Annotated in this window: 18 protein-coding genes and 2 tRNA genes; 15 read left to right on the forward strand and 5 right to left on the reverse strand. The window is 72.1% G+C overall.

Features of this window, described 5'->3' with window-relative positions:
- The first annotated feature begins 49 nt into the window (after positions 1–49).
- From VLK66_RS00770 to VLK66_RS00790, 5 genes are all read left to right on the forward strand, one after another.
- On the forward strand, positions 50–493 hold the full coding sequence (locus VLK66_RS00770) for a hypothetical protein (RefSeq protein ID WP_325307077.1): 444 nt from the start codon (positions 50–52) through the stop codon (positions 491–493).
- A gap of 216 nt (positions 494–709) precedes the next feature.
- Positions 710–1,744 (forward strand): mechanosensitive ion channel family protein, encoded by a 1,035-nt coding sequence (locus VLK66_RS00775; RefSeq protein WP_325307078.1) that lies wholly within the window; start codon positions 710–712, stop codon positions 1,742–1,744.
- Positions 1,745–1,855: 111 nt separating this feature from the next.
- Positions 1,856–3,301 carry a cysteine--tRNA ligase gene (gene cysS / locus VLK66_RS00780; RefSeq protein WP_325307079.1) on the forward strand — a complete coding sequence of 482 codons (1,446 nt, stop codon included), beginning with the start codon at positions 1,856–1,858 and terminating at the stop codon, positions 3,299–3,301.
- A 244-nt stretch (positions 3,302–3,545) separates the two neighbouring features.
- Entirely contained in the window at positions 3,546–5,060 is a 1,515-nt protein-coding gene (locus tag VLK66_RS00785) for a hypothetical protein (protein ID WP_325307080.1), read from the forward strand.
- A 50-nt stretch (positions 5,061–5,110) separates the two neighbouring features.
- Positions 5,111–5,183, forward strand: a tRNA-Thr gene (locus tag VLK66_RS00790).
- 280 nt (positions 5,184–5,463) lie between these two features.
- On the opposite strand, the gene VLK66_RS00795 is transcribed toward VLK66_RS00790, so the two are convergent.
- The 5 genes from VLK66_RS00795 to VLK66_RS00815 form a co-directional block, all read right to left on the reverse strand.
- Complete coding sequence (locus VLK66_RS00795; RefSeq protein WP_325307082.1) at positions 5,464–5,919, reverse strand: hypothetical protein; 456 nt, start codon at positions 5,917–5,919, stop codon at positions 5,464–5,466.
- A 288-nt stretch (positions 5,920–6,207) separates the two neighbouring features.
- A complete protein-coding gene (locus tag VLK66_RS00800; protein WP_325307084.1) occupies positions 6,208–7,170 on the reverse strand; it encodes a polyprenyl synthetase family protein in 963 nt (320 codons plus the stop codon).
- A gap of 71 nt (positions 7,171–7,241) precedes the next feature.
- Entirely contained in the window at positions 7,242–7,409 is a 168-nt protein-coding gene (locus VLK66_RS00805; protein WP_325307085.1) for a hypothetical protein, read from the reverse strand.
- An 87-nt stretch (positions 7,410–7,496) separates the two neighbouring features.
- Positions 7,497–7,670: a hypothetical protein gene (locus VLK66_RS00810; protein ID WP_325307086.1), complete on the reverse strand. Its 174-nt coding sequence runs from the start codon at positions 7,668–7,670 to the stop codon at positions 7,497–7,499.
- 94 nt (positions 7,671–7,764) lie between these two features.
- Positions 7,765–7,935 carry a hypothetical protein gene (locus VLK66_RS00815; RefSeq protein WP_325307087.1) on the reverse strand — a complete coding sequence of 57 codons (171 nt, stop codon included), beginning with the start codon at positions 7,933–7,935 and terminating at the stop codon, positions 7,765–7,767.
- Between the two features lie 257 nt (positions 7,936–8,192).
- On the opposite strand from VLK66_RS00815, the gene VLK66_RS00820 reads away from it, so the two are divergent.
- The 10 genes from VLK66_RS00820 to VLK66_RS00865 form a co-directional block, all read left to right on the forward strand.
- A tRNA-Gly gene (locus VLK66_RS00820) sits at positions 8,193–8,265 on the forward strand.
- Between the two features lie 885 nt (positions 8,266–9,150).
- Positions 9,151–9,375, forward strand: coding sequence for a hypothetical protein (locus tag VLK66_RS00825; protein ID WP_325307088.1), 225 nt, complete (start codon positions 9,151–9,153; stop codon positions 9,373–9,375).
- Positions 9,376–9,412: 37 nt separating this feature from the next.
- Entirely contained in the window at positions 9,413–9,658 is a 246-nt protein-coding gene (locus tag VLK66_RS00830; protein ID WP_325307089.1) for a ferredoxin family protein, read from the forward strand.
- A complete protein-coding gene (gene cysC / locus VLK66_RS00835; RefSeq protein ID WP_325307091.1) occupies positions 9,655–10,317 on the forward strand; it encodes an adenylyl-sulfate kinase in 663 nt (220 codons plus the stop codon). Before VLK66_RS00830 ends, cysC begins: the two co-directional genes overlap by 4 nt.
- A gap of 4 nt (positions 10,318–10,321) precedes the next feature.
- Positions 10,322–11,488: a sulfate adenylyltransferase gene (gene sat / locus VLK66_RS00840; protein ID WP_325307092.1), complete on the forward strand. Its 1,167-nt coding sequence runs from the start codon at positions 10,322–10,324 to the stop codon at positions 11,486–11,488.
- A 25-nt stretch (positions 11,489–11,513) separates the two neighbouring features.
- A complete protein-coding gene (locus VLK66_RS00845) occupies positions 11,514–13,217 on the forward strand; it encodes an NADPH-dependent assimilatory sulfite reductase hemoprotein subunit (protein ID WP_325307093.1) in 1,704 nt (567 codons plus the stop codon).
- Positions 13,214–13,900, forward strand: a complete 687-nt coding sequence (locus tag VLK66_RS00850) for a phosphoadenylyl-sulfate reductase (RefSeq protein WP_325307094.1) — start codon at positions 13,214–13,216, stop codon at positions 13,898–13,900. The genes VLK66_RS00845 and VLK66_RS00850 overlap by 4 nt, the downstream gene beginning before the upstream one ends.
- A 235-nt stretch (positions 13,901–14,135) precedes the next feature.
- Positions 14,136–14,390, forward strand: a complete 255-nt coding sequence (locus tag VLK66_RS00855; RefSeq protein WP_325307095.1) for a hypothetical protein — start codon at positions 14,136–14,138, stop codon at positions 14,388–14,390.
- A 97-nt stretch (positions 14,391–14,487) separates the two neighbouring features.
- The gene (locus VLK66_RS00860; protein WP_325307096.1) at positions 14,488–15,780 is read left to right on the forward strand and encodes a M20/M25/M40 family metallo-hydrolase; all 1,293 of its coding nucleotides are present in this window, start codon (positions 14,488–14,490) and stop codon (positions 15,778–15,780) included.
- Positions 15,781–16,461: 681 nt separating this feature from the next.
- The coding region (locus tag VLK66_RS00865; RefSeq protein ID WP_325307097.1) for a lantibiotic dehydratase at positions 16,462–18,867 on the forward strand (2,406 nt) is incomplete at its 3' end.

Consider the following 18,867-nt stretch of genomic DNA (forward strand, 5'->3'; position numbering starts at 1 on the left):
TGTGGGTTACACCGCCTGGACGATCACTCACGCGCTTCAACCCTTCCCGATGCGAAACCGCCTTCTCCCGATCCTGCTCTGTACCCTGGCGTTGCTGGCGCCGCGCGCGCTGGTGGCGCAGCGGACCGCACCGCTGGAGGGCTTCGTTGCCTCCGTCGCGCGGATGTGGGCGGCGGGCGACGCGGGCGGGATCACCGGGCTGGCGCCGGCGGACGGGCGCATCGTGCTGGACCTGGGGAACGGACAGGCCGGCGCCGTGGAGGCGCGCCACGTGGCCGCCGCGCTGCGCGAGCTCTTCCGCGACCGCAGCACCGTCTCCGTCCGCCCGACGCAGGTGACGATCGCGGGCGGGCAGCCGCTCTCCGGCTTCGGCGAGCTGAGCTGGACCTCGCGCCCGCGCGGCGTGAGCGACAGCGAGACCCAGAGCGTGTACGTGGGCGCAGTCTGGGAGGGCGGCGCCTGGAGGGTGCGCGAGCTGCGCGTGCTGCGCTGACCGCCGTCTCCGGACGGCCGTCACCACGGGCGGGCCCGGCAGCGGGCCCGCCCGCTCGCGTTTGATCCCCATCTACCGGAACGCCGTTCGTACTTCCGCACTCACGCACTTCCGCACTCACGCACCGTTTCCGCTTGACACGCCCCCCGCCCGCGGGCAGAATCCCGCGAGCGGCGCCTGACCTTTCGCGGCGCGGCGGAAACCGAACCGGCACCGATGCTCCAGAAGGCAGACTCCATCCTGGCCAAGGTGCGCGCGGTCACCAGCCGCGAGCCCACCACCCTGCGCGACCTGCTGCACCCCGACATCCTGCTGTCGTCGGCGCTGCGGGTGGCGGGGGCGGTGCTGGTCGCGTTCGTGCTGTGGTGGACGCTGCGCATCGTGCTGCGCCGCATCGAGCGCAAGCTGGGCAAGCCGCAGCCGGGCGCGCTCACCGTAAGCGAGCAGCGCACGCGCACGCTGGTGTCGCTGCTGCGCAGCGTGGGACGGGTGATCATCTTCGTGATCTTCCTGTTCATGCTGCTCTCGGCCATCGGCCTCGATCTCGGCCCGCTGCTGGCCGGCGCCGGCGTCGTCGGCCTGGCCGTCTCGTTCGGCGCGCAGTCGCTGGTGAAGGACGTGATCAGCGGCCTGTTCATCCTGATCGAGAACCAGTTCGGGGTGGGCGACGTGGTGCGCATCGAGGGCGTTTCCGGCGCGGTGGAGCGGATGACGCTGCGCGTGGTCGTTCTCCGCGACGTCCACGGCGTGGTGCACATCGTTCCCAACGGCGAGATCAAGAAGGTCAGCAACCTCACCCGCACCTGGTCGCGGGTCGTGCTCGACGTGGGCGTGGCCTACAAGGAGGACGTGGACCGGGTGATCGCGGTGATGCGCGACGTGGGGCGCGAGCTGTGGGACGACCCCGAGTGGCGGCCGCTGCTGGTGGACGCGGTGGAGGTGCCGGGGATCGAGAGCTTCGGCGAGAGCTCCGTCACCATCCGGCTGATGGCCAAGACGCTTCCGCTGAAGCAGTGGGACGTGGCGCGCGAGCTCCGGCGCCGGCTGAAGCGCCGCTTCGACCGCGAGGAGATCGAGATTCCCTTCCCCCACCAGAAGCTGGTGTGGGACGGCGGCGGCCCGCCCCCGCAGACGGCGCGGATCGACGTCGGCGGGGCGGGCGACGACGAGGCGGGCGACGTGGATGCCGCCGAGGCCGCGGCCGCGGCGGCGCAGGCCCACGATTCGGCGGTGGAAGATGACGAGGCATAGCCGGCGATGTAGGGCGGCCCGCGGTTGACCCCGATCTGCCGTCCCGCGCACCCGGCGCGGGCGGGGCCGCTCCTTCATCCAGCCCGAGTTCGAAAGGAAACGACCGGACCGATGCCGATCCGCTTCTACAACACGCTGACCCGCAGGGAAGAGGAGTTCGTCCCCCTGGCCGAAGGCCGGGCGGGGGTGTACTGCTGCGGCCCCACCGTCTACGCGGCGCCGCACATCGGCAACCTGCGCACCTTCTTCTTCGCCGACACGCTCCGGCGCTTCCTGGAGTTCCGCGGGCTGCAGGTCCGGTTCGTGATGAACCTGACCGACGTGGACGACAAGACCATCCGCGGCGCCCTCCGCGACGGGGTGAAGCTGGACGCCTACACGCAGCCGTTCATCGACTCGCTCTTTCGCGATTTCGACCGGCTGGGGATCCGCCACGCCGACGCGCATCCGCGCGCCACGCACTACGTGCCGCAGATGGTGGACATCATCCGCCGCCTGGAGAAGCGCGGGATGGCGTACGAGGCCGACGGCTCGGTCTACTTCGACATCTCCGAGTTCCCCGGCTACGGCAAGCTGAGCAAGGTCGACGTCTCGGCCGGGCGGCGCGGCGAGCGGGTGGCGGCCGACGAGTACGACCGCGACGACGTGCGCGACTTCGTGCTGTGGAAGGGCGCGAAGCCCGAGGACGAGCAGGTGGGCGCGGTGTGGGACACGCCCTGGGGGCCCGGGCGCCCGGGGTGGCACATCGAGTGCTCGGCCATGGCCATGGACGAGCTGGGCGAGACCTTCGACATCCACCTGGGCGGGGTGGACCTGGTCTTTCCGCACCACGAGGACGAGATCGCCCAGAGCGAGGGGGCCACGGGAAAGCCGTTCGTGCGCTACTGGCTGCACGGCGAGTTCCTGCTCCTGGAGGGCGACAAGATGGCCAAGAGCACCGGCAACATCTTCAACCTCCAGGACCTGGTGGAGCGCGGGGTGAAGCCGTCGGCCATCCGCTACCTGTTCCTGACCGCGCACTACCGCAGCAAGCTGAACTTCACCTTCGCGGCGCTGGAGAGCGCGAACGAGGCGGTGCGGCGCATCCGCGGCACGCGCACGCGGCTGCGCGGGCATCCCGAGGCGCGCGACCCCGACCCGGCCGACGAGCCGGTGCTGCACCCGCTGGCCGACGAGGTGCTGGCCGGCTTCACCGGGGCCATGGACGCGGACCTGAACACCAGCGTGGCGCTTTCCGAGCTGCATCGCCTCGCCAGCGGGGTGAACCAGCGGCTGGAAACGCTGGGCGCGAAGCCCATCTCGTCTGCCGAGAAGCAGGCGGCGCTGGACGCGTTCGAGCGCATCGACGGCGTATTCGGCTTCCTGGCGCTGGCCGAGCGCGAGGCGGAGGTGGACGGGGATCTCGCGGCGTGGGTGGAGGAGCGCATCGCCGCGCGGCAGGCGGCGCGGAAGTCGCGGGACTTCGCCACGGCGGACGCGATCCGCGCGGAATTGTCGGCGCGCGGGGTGACGGTGGAGGACACGGCGCAGGGCGCACGGTGGAGCGTGACGGGCTGAGCGCCGCGCCTTCCCCGTCCCGATCGTTCGCGAAGCCGCCCGCCGCACGGGGCGGCTTCGCTGCCATTGGGGACGTGATGCCCGCGAGGGAGGTGTGGACCGCACCGGAAGTCCGCGAAGGCGGACTGCGTGCCGTTGTAGCCGCCACTTCAGTGGCATTTTCGTGTTTCACTCGGCGGCACCATCGCCATCCTCGGCCGATGGCAGCTTGGCGATGTTGGAATGAGCTGATTCAGGAGACGGAATGAAGACGATCTGCCTCACCGCCGCCGCCGTCGTGGCGTTTGCGGCGTGCGGGAACAGCCAGCAGCGCGCGGCGGGCACTGCGGGCGCGTTCTCCACCGTGCGCCGTGCGGACGGGGTGACGGCGCGCTACTTCGCCGCGGGCGATCCCTTCCTGGAAGCGGGATACCGCCTCTCCGCGGAGTACTGGGAGAAGACGGCGGGCCCCGGCGAGTACATGCTGCGCGGCGCGGTGGACGCCTTCGTTCCCCCCGTCTTCCAGGCGATGCAGCACGAGGGCGCCGACCGGATGATGCGCGGCTTCGCGACGAGCTTCTTCGGCGCGGCGGCGGGGACGGGGCTGGTGCCCTTCGCCTACGACACGCGGCTGGAGGACGGCACGCAGACAGGCGGCCGCCAGCCGGTGCAGATGATCGACGCGGCCATGCGCTTCGTGCGCTGGTTCCCCCGCGACACCGACATTCAGCGCCGCGCCCGCGCGATGGGCGACGCCACGCTGCGCTCCTTCGACCGCCCGGGCGGCGGCGTGTACGGGTGGGCCGTCGCGTCCACCGGGCGGCCGGAGATCCCGCGCGTCTACACGGCCAAGCTGGCCGCGGCGCTGGACGGGATGGAGGCGCTCTCCGAGGCCACGGGCGACCCCAGGTACGCGCGCTGGGCGATGGGAAAGCTGGCCTGGGTGCGCGGGATGCGCGGGCCCGGCACCACGCTGGTGTGCGGCGACTTCACCATCACTGCCCGCGTGCCGGTGGACAACGGCAAGTGCGACACCGACCTGCTCTACCTCACCCAGCGCGTCTACGCCATCGCCCGCCGCAACGGCGACGCGGGGCTGCGCGCCTGGGCGCTGGGCGACACGGAGGCGTGGATGACCGGGGGATGGCTGGCGCGGCCGGGCCACTTCGCGCGGAAGCTGTACCCCAACGGCACCCCGGCGGTGACCACGCTGTACGGGGACGGGAAGTACAACACGCTCGCGGTGCTGGTGGACGGCTACCGGGCGACGCGCGACGCGCGCTACCTGGCGCGGCTGAAGACGGCGTGGCGCGGGCTGCGGGCGATGGGGCGCGACGGCCTGGCCCCGGAGATGGTGGAGAACGGGCGAATGGTGCAGTCGCGCGGGCTGGACCCCTCGCAGACCATCTTCCTGCAGATCCTGGTGGACGCGTACGTGGTGAGCGGCGACCGCGAATTCCTGGACCTGGCGCGCGAGCTGGGCACCGCCATCCTGCGGCATGGGCGCTCCGCGATGCGCATGGACTCGGGGCAGGCGGGCGACGCCTTCGTGCGGCTGGGCCTCGCGTCGGCGCAGGTGCACCGCGTGGAGGTCGCGCTCCCCGCGGGCGGCGCGCGGGTGACGGTGGTGCAGGGCGGGCGCACCATGGTGGACGTCGCGGGCCCGGGCGCGGCGGCGGTCGTCTACCTCGTCCCGGGCGTGGCCACGCTGCGCACGGCGGGGGGCGCGCGGGTGGTGTCGGACCGCGTGATCGCGCTGCGGACGACCTCGGCCGATTGAGGCGCAGACTTGACCCAAGCCCGCCTTCTGCCTACGTTTCCGGGCCCCGCGCCGGCGTAGCTCAATTGGCAGAGCAGCTGATTTGTAATCAGCAGGTTATGGGTTCGAGTCCCTTCGCCGGCTCTGGTTTCCCGACACGATGCACACGAACGCCGCGGCTCCCCCGCCATCGGGAGAGCCGCGGCGTTTCGGCGTCCGGATCATCCCGGAAAGATGGGGTTCTGCCGCCCGTCTCCCCCGATCACCGGTCCCCAGCCGACGTCATCCTGAGGCCGGTCACGCCGCAACTCGCAGCAGCACAAGATCTTGCGGGCCGAAGGATCTGTGGGCGCGGCAGCACGTGAGTCGGTCGGATGCACCGAAGTCCGCCGGGCAAACCCATCCGATCTTCTTCCGGATCGTATCAGCTGCAGAGGAACTTGCCGGTGACCTGGTAGTAGGGCCGGTAGTCGTCCATGTTGATCGAGGTGGCGGTGGTGCTGGTGGACGTGGAGGTGCCGAACGCCCAACCCCAGAACGAGCAGTTGGAGAGGGTGGAAACGGCGGTGAGGCGCACCGAGTTGTCCGCCGGCTTGTAGAACGACGCGGGGTCGCCGCTCGCGTCCACGCGGCCCAGCTCGTAAGCGCCCATCGCCGGGTTGTCGGGCACCAGCTCCACCTTCACGTACCCGGCGGAGTACGAGGCCGGGACCGCGTTGAACGGGTGCGTGCCGACGTACGTCATCGCGGTGACGTAGTAGGTGCGGGTCCACGTCGACCGCGCCGGCGCGTCGGGGGCGAGCACCTGCCGGGTGTCGTTGCTGCACGCCGCCGCCAGCAGGGCCGTGGCCGCGAGGAGAATCCGCGCGCTGATTCGCATCTTCCTGCTCCTGAGGAGGGGTTCGCCGGCCGGCATGGCCGGGCCTCCTCAATCTATATTGTGTCTGAAATAGATTTGGAAGATGCGGATGTAGATTCGGCGACGATTCACCTCTGCGGCGCGAGCCCGGCATCGCGGGATCTCACGCGGAGACGCGGAGACGCGGAGGAGCAGGGCAAGCATCTCCGCGCCTCCGCGTCTCCGCGTGAGTCCAGGGGAGGATGAGGGCTCGGGGGGTGCCGATCGTTCGGCACGACCATTCCCATTTAGTCTTGATAGCCCGCGCGTTCACACCAGCGCGGGCTCGAGGTCGTGCTCGTCCACGCCGACCTGGGCGAGGAGGTCGGTGACGGGGGCGGCCAGGCGGTCGATCATCTCCAGCACCGGCGCGGGGTCGGGCAGCGCGGCGGCCAGGACGCCGCGCCGCGCGTGCTCCGCCGCGATGCGCATGTGGTGCACGCAGAAGGCGAAGGCGCCGGAGCGCACCAGGATCTCCCTGGCAATCGCGTGCGCGGCCGGGTCGGTGGCGACGCGTGGCACCAGCGCGTGGAAGTGCTCGCGGTCCGGGTGGTCGGCCTCCAGCGCGAAGCGCAGCGCCACGTTGTCGCCCGGCCGCTGCCAGTCGGGGTGGATCTCCGCGCCCATCACGTCGCCCAGGTCGTCGCCGAGCTGCACCAGGATGCCGAGCGGGATGCCGGCCGCCGCGAGCGCCTCCGCATCTTCCGGCGCCGCGCCGCCGCTCAGGGCACCCATCCGCAGCGCGGCGGTGAAGAGCGGCGGCGTCTTCGCCTCCACGATCCGCCAGTACGCGTCCTCGTCCTCCGCGCCCGCGGCGTCCATCTCCTGCCCGCGCGACGTTTCCCGCCCGGCGGCGGCCACGGCGCGCATCAGCGGCGCGCGGATCGCCGCCGGCGCTTCGTCCAGCATCTCCACCGCCATGCACTGCAGGGCCAGCGCGAGGTTGGCGCGCAGCCCGGGCGGCATGTCCACCACCGAGCGCTCCTCGCCGTCGATCAGGTCGTCGACCAGGTGGATGGCGGCGTGCAGCGCGTGCAGCGACGCGGCCGCGGGGAACGCCGCCTCGTCCGCGCCCCCAGCCGCGCGGCACGCCCGCACCGCCAGCTCCGACGGCCCGGCGGCGCTGATCCCGCCCGCCAGCCCGGCCAGCACGCGCATGGCGTCCCACTGCTGCTCGTCGGCGCGCCGGAGGAGCGCGCCGCCCACGTACCGCCGCATCGCATCGGTGCTCATCGCCGGCCCCGCTGAAAGGATGGGATTCGGATGCTCCGCCGGCGCCGAGACGCGCACCGGCGGAGCCGAGGTCACGCGCCGCGGCTGGGCGGCGCGGCCCAGTCGCCCCACGCGGCGAAGCCCGCTTCCGCCGCGACGGCGGGGCGGCGGCCGAGCTCGCGGTACGCCCGCACGTCGGCGTTCGCATCGCCGCGGCCGGCGAGCGACGCGCGGAACTGCTGGATGCTGACCCTGGGCATGGCTCGTCTCCCGGGGATGAAGGTGGATGCCCGCCCGTCCTGGGGTGGGCGGAGGACCGCCGCGGAAGTGGCGACGCGGCAGGCGGCTCAGGCGTTCGCTTCGGCCGAGACGTCGGGCGGCCACACCGACCAGCCCATCACCCGGGCCCCCGTCGCCAGCTCGGGGCGGCGGGCGATCTCGCGGTACGCGCGGACGAGCGCGCCCGGCTCGGCGTGGCCGGCGAGGGACGCGCGGAACTGCTGGATGGAGATGCGGGGCATGGACGGGCTCGCGGTGGGAGTGGCGCGCCGCCCGGACGGCGGCGCGGTCGTCCGCCGCCGCGGCAGAAACGCCGCGGCGGCGGAGGTGGAGCGCTCAGGCGGTGGTTTCGGCGACCGCCGAGGGCCACGCCGCCCACTCGGCGGCCTGCATCCCCGTCGCCAGGTCGGGGCGGCGGGTGATCTCGCGGTAGGCGCGGAGGAGCGCGCCGGGCTCGGAGCGGTCGATGATCCGCGCGCGGAACTGCTGGATGGAGATTCTGGGCATGCGTCGGGCTCCCGGTTGGGTGTGATGCGCGCGGCGGCAGCGGAAGCCGCCGCCGCGGTCCTGCGTGGACGGTGGAGCGAAAGCGTGTCGCCAGGCGTTCGCGGCCGACGGCATCCGCGACCGGATCGCCCATTCGTTGAAGAGAGATTCCCGTCTGCGGGGAAACGGACGGGGCGCGAAGACGGCGGCGCGCGATTGTGCGCAAGCGCCGGTTTTGCTATCTTTTCCGCCGCGCGATCTCCGGACGCGCGGAATGCGCGGGAGTAGCTCAGTTGGTAGAGCGTCAGCCTTCCAAGCTGAATGTCGCGGGTTCGAGTCCCGTCTCCCGCTCCTCGTCGAAGCCCTGCAGCGATCTTTCGCCGCAGGGCTTCGTCGCGTCCGGAGGTCGTCCGATCGTCGGGATGGATGGAGATTCACCGAGGAGATCGGCCTCGATCTCCCGTAGCATGAAACGCATTCCCCGCGCGGAAGGCGGCACTCGTGGTACGAGCGCACCTCAGCCGGGGCGAGCCGTGCGGCCGGCGAGACGGATCGAATCGCCTTCCGCTGAACTCCCCGTCTCCGGAGCCCGGAGGTGGACGAGGTTGCGCGCCGAGGCGCGGAGGGAGCGGGCGGAACCCTTGACACAACAGGGTCGTCTGCTCTATCGTCCGTCAGACGGTGAATGCCCACGCACGACCCGGAGCACGTCGTGAACGCTCGGATGACCTTCTGCACCTGTCCTTGTTGGATGACCTTCGTCCCCCGCGGGGCGACGGGTGCGGATGGCCTTTCCCCTGGCGAACGCGACGGCTGCAGATAGCGTCGAAGAGCGAGAGAAGGTGATCCACCCCGGCCTGCCCCGAGCAGGCCGGGGTTTTTTCACGCCGTGACCGGCCCCTGACGACGCAACCGAGAAGCCTCCACCGATGACGCACCGCCAATCCTCCACCCGCAACCGCGTGGGCGCCCCGCAGCGCCCGGTGTGTTGTCGCCGCTGTATGCGGGCCATGGCCGTGGGCGCCGTGGTCGGGATGCAGGCGTGCGGGTGCGGGCCGTGAAGCGGTAGCGGCCACCCCCACCGGCGGAGCAGCCTCCGCCCTCCCGGCCTCGGCACCCTTCGGTGCCGGGGCCGTTTTTATGTCGCGAATCGAGATGCAGACGGAGACGGAGCGGCGGCGGATGGACATCGCCGGATCCCTATCTCCAGCCACCCTGAAACCCGGAGGTCCGGGCATGAGCGCGAACTCTCTCTGGCACTGGCTGCGGAGCCACGTCGAGCCGATGCGCGGCCTGGCGTGGGCGACCGGCGCGCACGGGCACGTGCTGTCCGCCTCGGTGCAGCGCCCCGGCGCCCGCGCGGTCACCCCCACGGCGGACGCCGCGACGGCGGACGATGGGCCGGAGAAGGAGTGGGAGCCGGGAGTGTGGGCACGGGCGGCGGCCGCCATCTACAGCTGAGCCGTCGCCGAACTGAACCTGAACCGGGGAGCGAGGGATGACCTACGTGATCGCCGAGCCGTGCATCGGCACCAAGGACGCGAGCTGCGTGGAGGTGTGTCCGGTCGACTGCATCTACGAGGCGCAGGACCAGTACTACATCAACCCCGACGAGTGCATCGACTGCGGCGCGTGCGAGCCCGAGTGCCCGGTGACGGCCATCTTCCCCGAGACCGACGTGCCCCCGGAGTGGACGCAGTACATCGAGCGGAACCGCGCGCTCCGCACGGAGGCCGTGGCGTGAGCACCGTCCTGGACGCGCCCTCCGCGCGCAACCTGACGTGGCACGCCGGCCAGGTGACGCGCGCCGACCGCGAGCGCGCCCGCGGCCACCGCGGCGCCGCCGTCTGGCTCACCGGGCTTTCCGGCTCGGGAAAGAGCACGCTGGCGCGGGCGCTGGAAGAGGAGCTGTTCCGGCGCGGCGTGGAAGCCTACGTCCTGGACGGCGACAACCTGCGCCACGGGCTGAACCGCGACCTGGGCTTCTCGCCCGCCGACCGGGCGGAGAACATCCGCCGCGTGGGCGAGGTGGCGCGGCTGCTGGCCGACTTCGGCGCGGTGGCCGTCACCGCCTTCATCTCGCCCTACCGCGCCGACCGCGACGGGGTGCGCGCGCTGATGGACGAGGGCGATTTCCTGGAGGTGTTCGTGGACGCCGACCTCGCGACCTGCGAGGCGCGCGACCCCAAAGGGCTGTATGCGAAGGCGCGCCGCGGCGAGATCGCCGAGTTCACCGGGATCTCCGCGCCCTACGAGGCCCCCGCCGCGCCCGAGCTGGTGGTCGACAGCGCGCGCCACGACGTGGCCGGGTGCGTCGCCCAGGTGATCGGGCTGCTGGAGGCGCGGGGAATCATCGCCGCCGCGGGGCTCGCGGCGGAAAACGAAGACGAGCGAAAGGACTGAACGGATGCCCATCACCCCGTACGGCGGCACGCTGGTCGACCTGAGGCCCGAGACGCGCGAGGCCAGCGAGCTGCGGCGCCGCGCCCGCTCGCTCCCGCAAATCCGCGTCTCCGCGGTGACGCTTTCCGATCTGTATCTCCTGTCCGTCGGCGCGCTGAGCCCGCTGGACGGCTTCATGGGCGAGGGGGATTACGACGCGGTGCTGGAGGGTCTGGCGCTCGCGAGCGGCCTCCCCTGGAGCATCCCCCTGACCCTCTCCGCCACCCGCGCCGAGGCCTCCGCGCTGCGGCCGGGCGACGAGGCCGCGCTGGTGGCCCCGGACGGCGAGACGGCGGCCGTCATCACCGTGCGCGAGGTCTTCGGCTGGAACCGCGACCGCGAGGCCGAGGCCGTCTACGGCACCCGCGAGCGCGCGCACCCCGGCGTGGCGCGGCTGGACTCGCTGGGCGAGCTGCTGGTGGGCGGCGAGGTGAAGTACCTGTATCCCCGCGACGTGAGCGGCTTTCCGGAAGACAACCTGACGCCGGCGGAGACGCGCGAGGAGTTCGCCCGGCGCGGCTGGCGCACCGTGGTGGCCTTTCAGACGCGCAACCCCGTGCACCGCGCGCACGAGTACCTGCAGAAGGTGGCGCTGGAATCGGTCGACGGGCTCCTTCTCCATCCCCTGGTCGGCGACACCAAGGCGGACGACGTGCCCGCCGACGTGCGGATGCGCTGCTACCGCGTGCTGCTGGAGAACTACTATCCCGCAGGCCGCGTCCTCCTCTCCGTCCTTCCCGCCGCGATGCGGTATGCGGGACCGCGGGAGGCGGTGTTCCACGCCATCATCCGCCGCAACTACGGGGCGACGCACTTCATCGTGGGCCGCGACCACGCCGGAGTGGGCAACTACTACGGCACCTACGCGGCGCAGGAGATCTTCGACCGCATCGACACCCAGGCGCTGGGGATCGTGCCGCTGAAGTTCGAGCACGCCTTCTTCTGCCGCGCCTGCGGGCAGATGGCGTCCACCCGCACCTGCCCGCACGGGCGCGAGCACCACGTGGTGCTCTCGGGAACGAAGGTGCGCGAATCGCTGGCGCGGGGAGAGCGCCCGCCCGCCGAGTTCTCGCGCCCCGAGGTGGCCGACGTGCTGGTCGAGGCCGCCGCCCAGGCCCTGCAGCCCGCCTGATCCACACGAACGGAGCTTCGCGGTCATGAGCATCGACACGGAGCTCGACTCGCTCAGCGAGGTCGAGCGCATCAAGGAAGAAAGCGGGGGGCTGCGCGGCACCCTGGCCGACGAGCTGGAGGCGCCCGGCGACCACCTGTCGGGCGAGGCGCGCCAGCTGATCAAGTTCCACGGCTCGTACGAGCAGGAAGACCGCGACGCGCGCAAGGAGCGCAAGCAGGCGGGCCTCGGCCCCGCCTACCAGTTCATGGTGCGCTCCAAGGTCCCCGGCGGGGTGCTGACCGCGGCGCAGTACCTGGCGCACGACGAGCTGGCGGAGCGGCTGGGCAACGGCACGCTGCGCATCACCACCCGCCAGGGGCTGCAGCTGCACGGCGTGGTGAAGGGCGACCTGCGCCCGGCCATCGCCGGGCTGAACGAGGCGCTGGTGACCACGCTGGGCGCCTGCGGCGACGTGGTCCGCAACGTCGTCGGCTGCCCCGCGCCCCTCCCCGGCGGCGCGCGCGAGCAGGCGCTGGCGCTCATCCGCGAGATCTCCGACCGCTTCCTCCCGTCCACGAAGGCGTACCACGAGATCTGGGTGGACGGGGAGAAGGTGGCGGGGGGCGAGCCCGAGGCGGAGCCCGATCCCGTCTACGGCGATCGCTACCTCCCGCGCAAGTTCAAGATTGGCTTCGCTTTCCCCGACGACAACTGCACCGACGTGCACACCAACGACCTGGGGCTGCTGGTGATCGCCGGCGGCGACGGGCGGCTGGCGGGGTTCAACGTCCTCGTCGGCGGGGGACTGGGGCGCACGCACGGGAAGACGGTCACCTATCCGCGCCTGGCCGAGCCGCTGGGCTTCGCCACGGCGGACGAGGTGATCGAGGTGGCGGCGGCGATCGTGGCGGTGCAGCGCGAGCACGGCAACCGGGTGGACCGGCGGCGCGCGCGGCTGAAGTACCTGCTGGACGAGCGCGGCATCGAGTGGTTCCGCGCCGAGGTGGAGCGCATCCTGGGGCGCCCGCTTACCGCGCCGCTCCCCGTGGAGGTGACGGGTGTGCACGACCACCTGGGCTGGCACCGGCAGGGCGACGGGCGCTGGTTCTTCGGCATCTTCGTGGAGAACGGCCGCATCTCCGACACCCCCGCGCTGCGGCTGCGCACGGCGCTGCGGGCGGTAGCGGAGCGGTTCGCGCCCGGCTTCAACCTCTCCACCCAGCAGAACGTGCTGCTGACCGACATCGCGGGCGACGACCGCGCGAGCGTGGAGCGGCTGCTGGCGGAGCACGGGCTGGTGCCGCTGCACCAGATCTCCGGCCCGCGGCGCTGGTCGATGGCCTGCCCGGCGCTCCCCACGTGCGGGCTGGCGCTGGCGGAATCGGAGCGCGTGCTCCCCGCGTTGATGGACCGGCTGGACGCGGAGCTGGCGCGGCTGGGGCTGCAGGACGAACCGGTGACGGTACGGATGACCGGGTGCCCCAACGGCTGCGCGCGCCCCTACAGCGCCGAGCTGGCGTTCGTCGGCCGCTCGCTGGGGAAGTACGCGATCTGGCTGGGCGGAAGCGCCGAGGGAACGCGGCTGGCCAAGCCGTGGGCGGACCTGGTTCCCTTCGACGAGCTGGTGCCGGCGGTGCTCCCGCTCTTCGAGCGCTTCGCCCGGGAGCGCGGGGCGGGGGAGAAGTTCGGCGACTTCCACCGCCGCGTGACGCTGGAGGCGGCGCCCGCCGCGGAGGTGGCCGCATGAGCGCGCTGGCGCTGCCGCAGGTGGACGAGGCGCTGGAGTGCGCCTCGGCGGAGCGGGTGCTGCGCTGGGCGCTGGATGCGTTCGCGCCGGGGCGGCTGGGGGTGGTCTCGGCCTTCGGGCCGGGGAGCATCGTGCTGATCGACCTGCTGCACGCGATCGGCGCGGACCTGCCCGTCGTCTTCATCGACACGCTGCACCACTTCCCCGAGACGCTGGATCTGGTCGAGCGGGTGCGCGAGCGATACGACCTGGACCTGCGCGTCTACCGACCGGCGGACACGATCGAGGCGTTCGAAGCGCAGTACGGGCCGCGGCTCTGGGAGCGGGACCTGGAGCGGTACCAGCAGGTCGCGAAGGTGGAGCCCTTCCAGCGCGCGACGGAGGGGCTGGACGGGTGGATCACCGGCCGCCGCCGCGACCAGGCCCACACCCGCAGCGTCCTCCCCGTGGTCGAGCGCGGCGAGCGGGTGCGCGTGAACCCGCTGGCGTCGTGGAACCGCGCCGAGGTGTGGGGCTACATCGTGCGCAACCGGCTGCCGTACAACGCGCTCCACGACCAGGGCTACGCCAGCATCGGCGACGCGCCGCTCACCACGCCCACCGCCTCGGGCGAGGACGAGCGCGCCGGGCGCTGGCGGGGCCACGCGAAAACGGAGTGCGGCATCCACGTCGCCTCGCCCTGAACCGTTTTCGGCGGATGATGACGCCCCCGTCGCGGGTTTAGCGGCGGGGGTGTTTTCGTGCATGCGCCAGCATCGTCATATCTCACGCGGAGACGCGGAGACGCAGAGAACTCATCGCGCGCCAAACCCCTCTGCGGCTCCGCGTCTCCGCGGGAGATCGAGGATACCGGATCGAGCGACAGTGTTGCGGCGCCCCCCGAACGCTGCTTACGGTTGGGCCAACAGGAGGCAAACGATGACGGAGGACGAGGCGGAAGATCTGCTCGCGCAGGTGAAGGCGGGGCGGATGCTGCGCGTGCAGTACGAGGGCCCGGACGCCCATTGCTCGCTGACGGTCCGGTACGAGGACGGATCGGGACTCATCGGCAGCCGGAGCGAGATCCCCTTCGACGTCCTCTCCCCCTGGCGCGACGAGGTGGCGTCGGCGTGGAGCGAGGACGAACTCGTGCGGTTCCTCACGGGCCTGCGCGGCGAGGTGGAGACCGGCTGAGTGTTCTCGCGATTCCCGCATTGACGCACGCCGCCGCGCGCCCCAGTCTCTTCGCATCATCCCGATCTCCATCTCCCAATCCTGGACGAGTTACGAGATGACGCGCTCCCGCATGCGACCCGCATCCATCGTCCCGCTCGCCGCTTTTGCCGCGTCGCTCCTTGCCGCCGGTGTCGCGGCCGCGCAGCAGGGGCAGGCGCCGGCGGACGAGCGCTATCCCACGCGCTGGGCGCCGCGGATCGCGAGCGCGCCGGCGGTGCGCGACGCGCTGCGGTGGCTGGACGGCAACTTTCCCGCGCAGGTGCAGGAGTGGGTGCGCATCACGCAGATCCCCGCGCAGTCCACGCACGAGCAGCAGCGCGGCGCCTACGTGGCCGAGCAGATGCGCGCGGCGGGGCTGGAGGTGTCGGCCGACTCCATCGGCAACGTCACGGGGCGACGGCGGGGGAGCGGCGGCGGGCCGACGGTGGTCTTCGCCACGCACATGGACACCGTGCACCCGATGGACACCGACGTCACGGTGAAGGTCGACGGCGGCATCCTGCGCGCGCCGGGCGTGTTCGACAACTCCGCGTCGGTGGCCGACATGCTGGCCGTGATCCGCGCGATGAACCAGGCCGGCGTGCGCACCCGCGGCGACGTTGTCCTCGTCGCCACGGTGCAGGAGGAGCTGGGGCTGGTGGGGATGGACTGGTGGCTGGCCCACAACCCGCGCCCCGACATGGTGGTGGCGGTGGACGGCGGGCTGGGGCCGGTGAGCTACGGCGCGCTGGGGATCTACTGGACGCGCTACCACTTGACCGGCGAGGGAAGCCACACCAACACCTCCACCGGCAAGCCGCACCCGGCGCACGCCATGGCCGACGCCATCCGCTCCATCTACGAGCTGCGCGTGCCCGAGAACCAGGGCGGCGCCGTGTACAACGTGGGGATGGTGGGCGGCGGCAAGGTGTTCAACGCCATCCCGCAGGACGTGTGGTTCACCGTCGACCTGCGCTCCGTGAACCCCGCGCTCCTCGATTCGCTCGACGCCGAGATCACCGGCCGCGTGCAGCGCGCGGCGACGGAGAACCACGTGGCGTGGAGCCGCGAGGCCGTGCAGCACCAGCGCGCCGCGGGAACGGAGGAGATGCTTCGCGACCGGCGCGCCGACCCGATCGTGCAGACCGCGCTGGACGTGCACCGCTTCCTGGGCATCCCCGCGCGCGCCGAGGCGACAGGGTCCACCGATTCGAACATGGCGGTGACGCGCGGCATCCCCTCCATCTCGGTGGGCCGCGCGCGCGGCGGCGACCAGCACACGCTAAGCGAATGGGCCGACCGCGACAGCGCCCTCCCCGCGACCCGGATGCTCCTCCTCCTCGCCGTCAGCCTCGCCGGGATGCGATAGGATCGCTGGATCTCACGCGGAGACACGGAGTCGCGGAGGTGCCTGCCACGCACCCCCGCGTCTCCGCGTCTCCGCGTCTCCGCGTGAGGCCTTGCGATCTTCGCTCCGCGCTCGTGCCGTGGACATCGCGGTTCACGCCCGCCCGCCCGCCGTTCATCCCGCGCATGTCGCAGCGAAGCGGGGGAAGCGAGAGATTGGGAGCGGAGGTGCTGGTTGATCTCGACGCGGCCGGGCGACACCGATCATCCTCGCGTCGCGATGGAGCATCCCCGCCGCGTCGCGGATAGAGCATCTCCGCGTGGCGATGGCTCATCCGTCGCCGGCGCGCGCCGGGAATGCCCGTCGAGCGCCATCTCCGCGCACTTTGGCTCATCCTGCGCACGGGTGCCTTCGCGCGCTGCAACCCGGTGCGGGAGCACATCCTGCGGGCGCGTCAAAGTGTCGTCTGGCGTACTTGCGGCCCCGCGCGCGGCGGGGTTATCATCGCAATCCGCCGTGCTTTTCGGACACGCCGGACCCCGCCGCGCCGCCGCTTCCGCGGATGCGCCGGGGCCTCGCCGTCTCCGCCGCCGCACGGCCGGACCGCGGCCGCGGCGGCACCGCGAGGACGCACGGGGCCGCGCCCCCGCCCCTCTTTCCGCCGCTTCCCGCAGACCCACACTCCCGAGAGCATCCGTACCGATGACCTTACCCTGGGAAGACCGGACCGAGCCCGGCGAGTGGCTGGGCACGCGCTTCGTCTGCCGCGTCTCCGGCGCGCCCGCCGACAGCGTGGACGAGCTGCGCGCCGCCCGCACCCTGGAGCTCGTCCGCCGGCTGCACGCCTCCGACGAGCAGCTGCGCGAGCGCCGCGAGCCGCTCTCGGCCCTCCTCTTCGGCGCCATCGGCCGCGCGGGCGACGACAAGCCGCTGCGCAACAAGCTCATCACCCTGAAGCGCGAGCTGTACAACCTCCGCCCGCTGGCCGCCGCCAAGCTCGACGCCGCGGTCGCGGTGCTGGATGATGGCGATGCCGAGGGCGTGCGCGCCTTCGCCGGGCTGCTGGAGGAGCGTGCGCGGCTGGAGGGCGAGCTGCGCGAGTCGTACGGCGCCGAGACGCCGGAGCTGCGCCGCCGCTTCCTCGACCTCCTGGCCGACGCGGACTTCCGCAAGGGGCTGATGATCTCCAGCCGCTCGCTGCACGGCGCGCTGGACCGCTGGGGGCAGGCGGTGGCCTCGGCCGGGGCCGAGCTGAACGGCAAGGAGGAGAAGACCGAGCGCGGGCTGCTGCGCTACTACACGCGCATGGCCATGAAGGCCACCCCGTTCGCCACCTTCTGCGCCATCATCCCCGGCGCCTTCGTCGACGAGGCCGGGTACGCGGGCGAGGGCACCTTCCGCTTCGACCGGAACCCGCGCGAGAAGCGCAGCTTCGTGCGCATCAACAAGTTCATCTACGGCCTGCTCTTCGACCACCTGAAGACGCGCCCCGCCGTCCGCCACGCCCTCCGCGTCGAGCTCAATCCCACGCTCCGCGAAGAGAGCGGGCGGCTGGTGTTCCTCACCGCCATCGAGGCGCGCGAGGTGTTCCAGCGGCTGGCCAACAACGAGGTGCTGGAGCTGATCACCGGCACCTTCCGCGGGCTGGGCAAGCCCACCATGGGCGAGCTGATCGCCGCGCTCTCGTCCGATCCGCAGATCGAGGCCGAGCCCGAAGAGGCCGAGGCGTACCTCGACAAGCTCATCGAGATCGGCTTCCTGCGCTTCCACACCGGGATCCGCGAGCAGGACGCCGACTGGGACCTGCCCTTCCGCGCGCTGCTGGACGGGATCGACGACGAGCACGCCCGCATCTCGTCCGAGCTCCTGGCGCACCTGCGCACCGTGGTCGAGAGCTACACCGACGCCGAGGTGGGCGAGCGGGCGCGGATGATCGAGGAGATGCACGCGCTGCTGAACGAGGCCATCGAGAAGATGGAGGTGGAGCAGCGCCTCCGCCGCGACATGCCGTTCTACGAAGACGCCACCTCGCCCGCGCGCGCCGAGGTGCCGCTGACGCCCGCCATCCGCCGCACCTTCGATACCTGGAGCGAGTGGGTGCGCCTCACCAGCCGCGTCTCCTGGCCGCGCGGCGAGCAGGCCACCATGCGGCACTTCTTCGACACCTTCTACGCCGAGGGCCGGCGCAGCGTCCCCCTCCTGGTCTTCTACGAGGACTTCTACCGCGAGCACTTCAAGGCGCACGTGGAGAAGGAGGCCAAGGTCCGCGCGGGGGTGCAGGACGACGAGGTGAAGGGGTACAACATCAACAACCCCTACGAGCTCGATTTCGTCACCCGGCTGGGCGCCGCGCGCGACCGGCTGGGCGAGGCGATCCGGCAGAAGTGGATGGCCGAGCCCGAGGCCGAGGAGATCACCGTGACCGCGGCCGAGGTGGACGAGGCGCTGGACGGGGTGGAGAACAGCTCCACCGTCTGCCGCTCGATGGGCACCTTCGCCTGCCTGGTTCCCGGCGGGGACGACGGCGCGCCGCCGCGGCTGGTGCTGCAGGGCGGCAGCTACACGGCGGGGTTCGGGAAGTACTTCTCCCGCTTCCTGTACATGCTCCCCGACGACGTGCAGGAGCAGGTGCGCCGCGAGAACGCCGCGCTGACCGACGAGTACCTGGCCGAGATCTGCGGCGACGCGCAGTTCAACGCCAACCTCCATCCCCCGCTGCTGCGCTGGGAGATCAGCTACCCCACCGGCGAGAGCGGCGCGGCCGACGAGCAGCTGAAGAGCTCCGACATCTTCGTGGAGCCCGATCCCGAGGATCCGTTCACCCTGCGGCTCCGCCACGGGCCCACCGGGCACCGGGTGATCCCCGTGGACCTGGGCTTCCTGAACCCGCGGATGCGCCCGCCGCTCTACCAGCTCCTGTCGCGCTTCACCCCGCCCGTCACCTTCGGCCCCGGCCTCCCCGAGTCGCCGGAGCGCCGTCCGCCGCCGCCCCCCGAGCCGACGCCGGAAGCGAAGGCGGAGGACGGGAACGCGGAGGACGGGAGCGCGGAGGATGGACAGGCGGAAGCCGCGGCCGACGCCCAGCCCGCCGTCGCCGCCGCCGATGCG

The sequence above is a fragment of the Longimicrobium sp. genome (genome assembly GCF_035474595.1).
GTDB lineage: Bacteria > Gemmatimonadota > Gemmatimonadetes > Longimicrobiales > Longimicrobiaceae > Longimicrobium.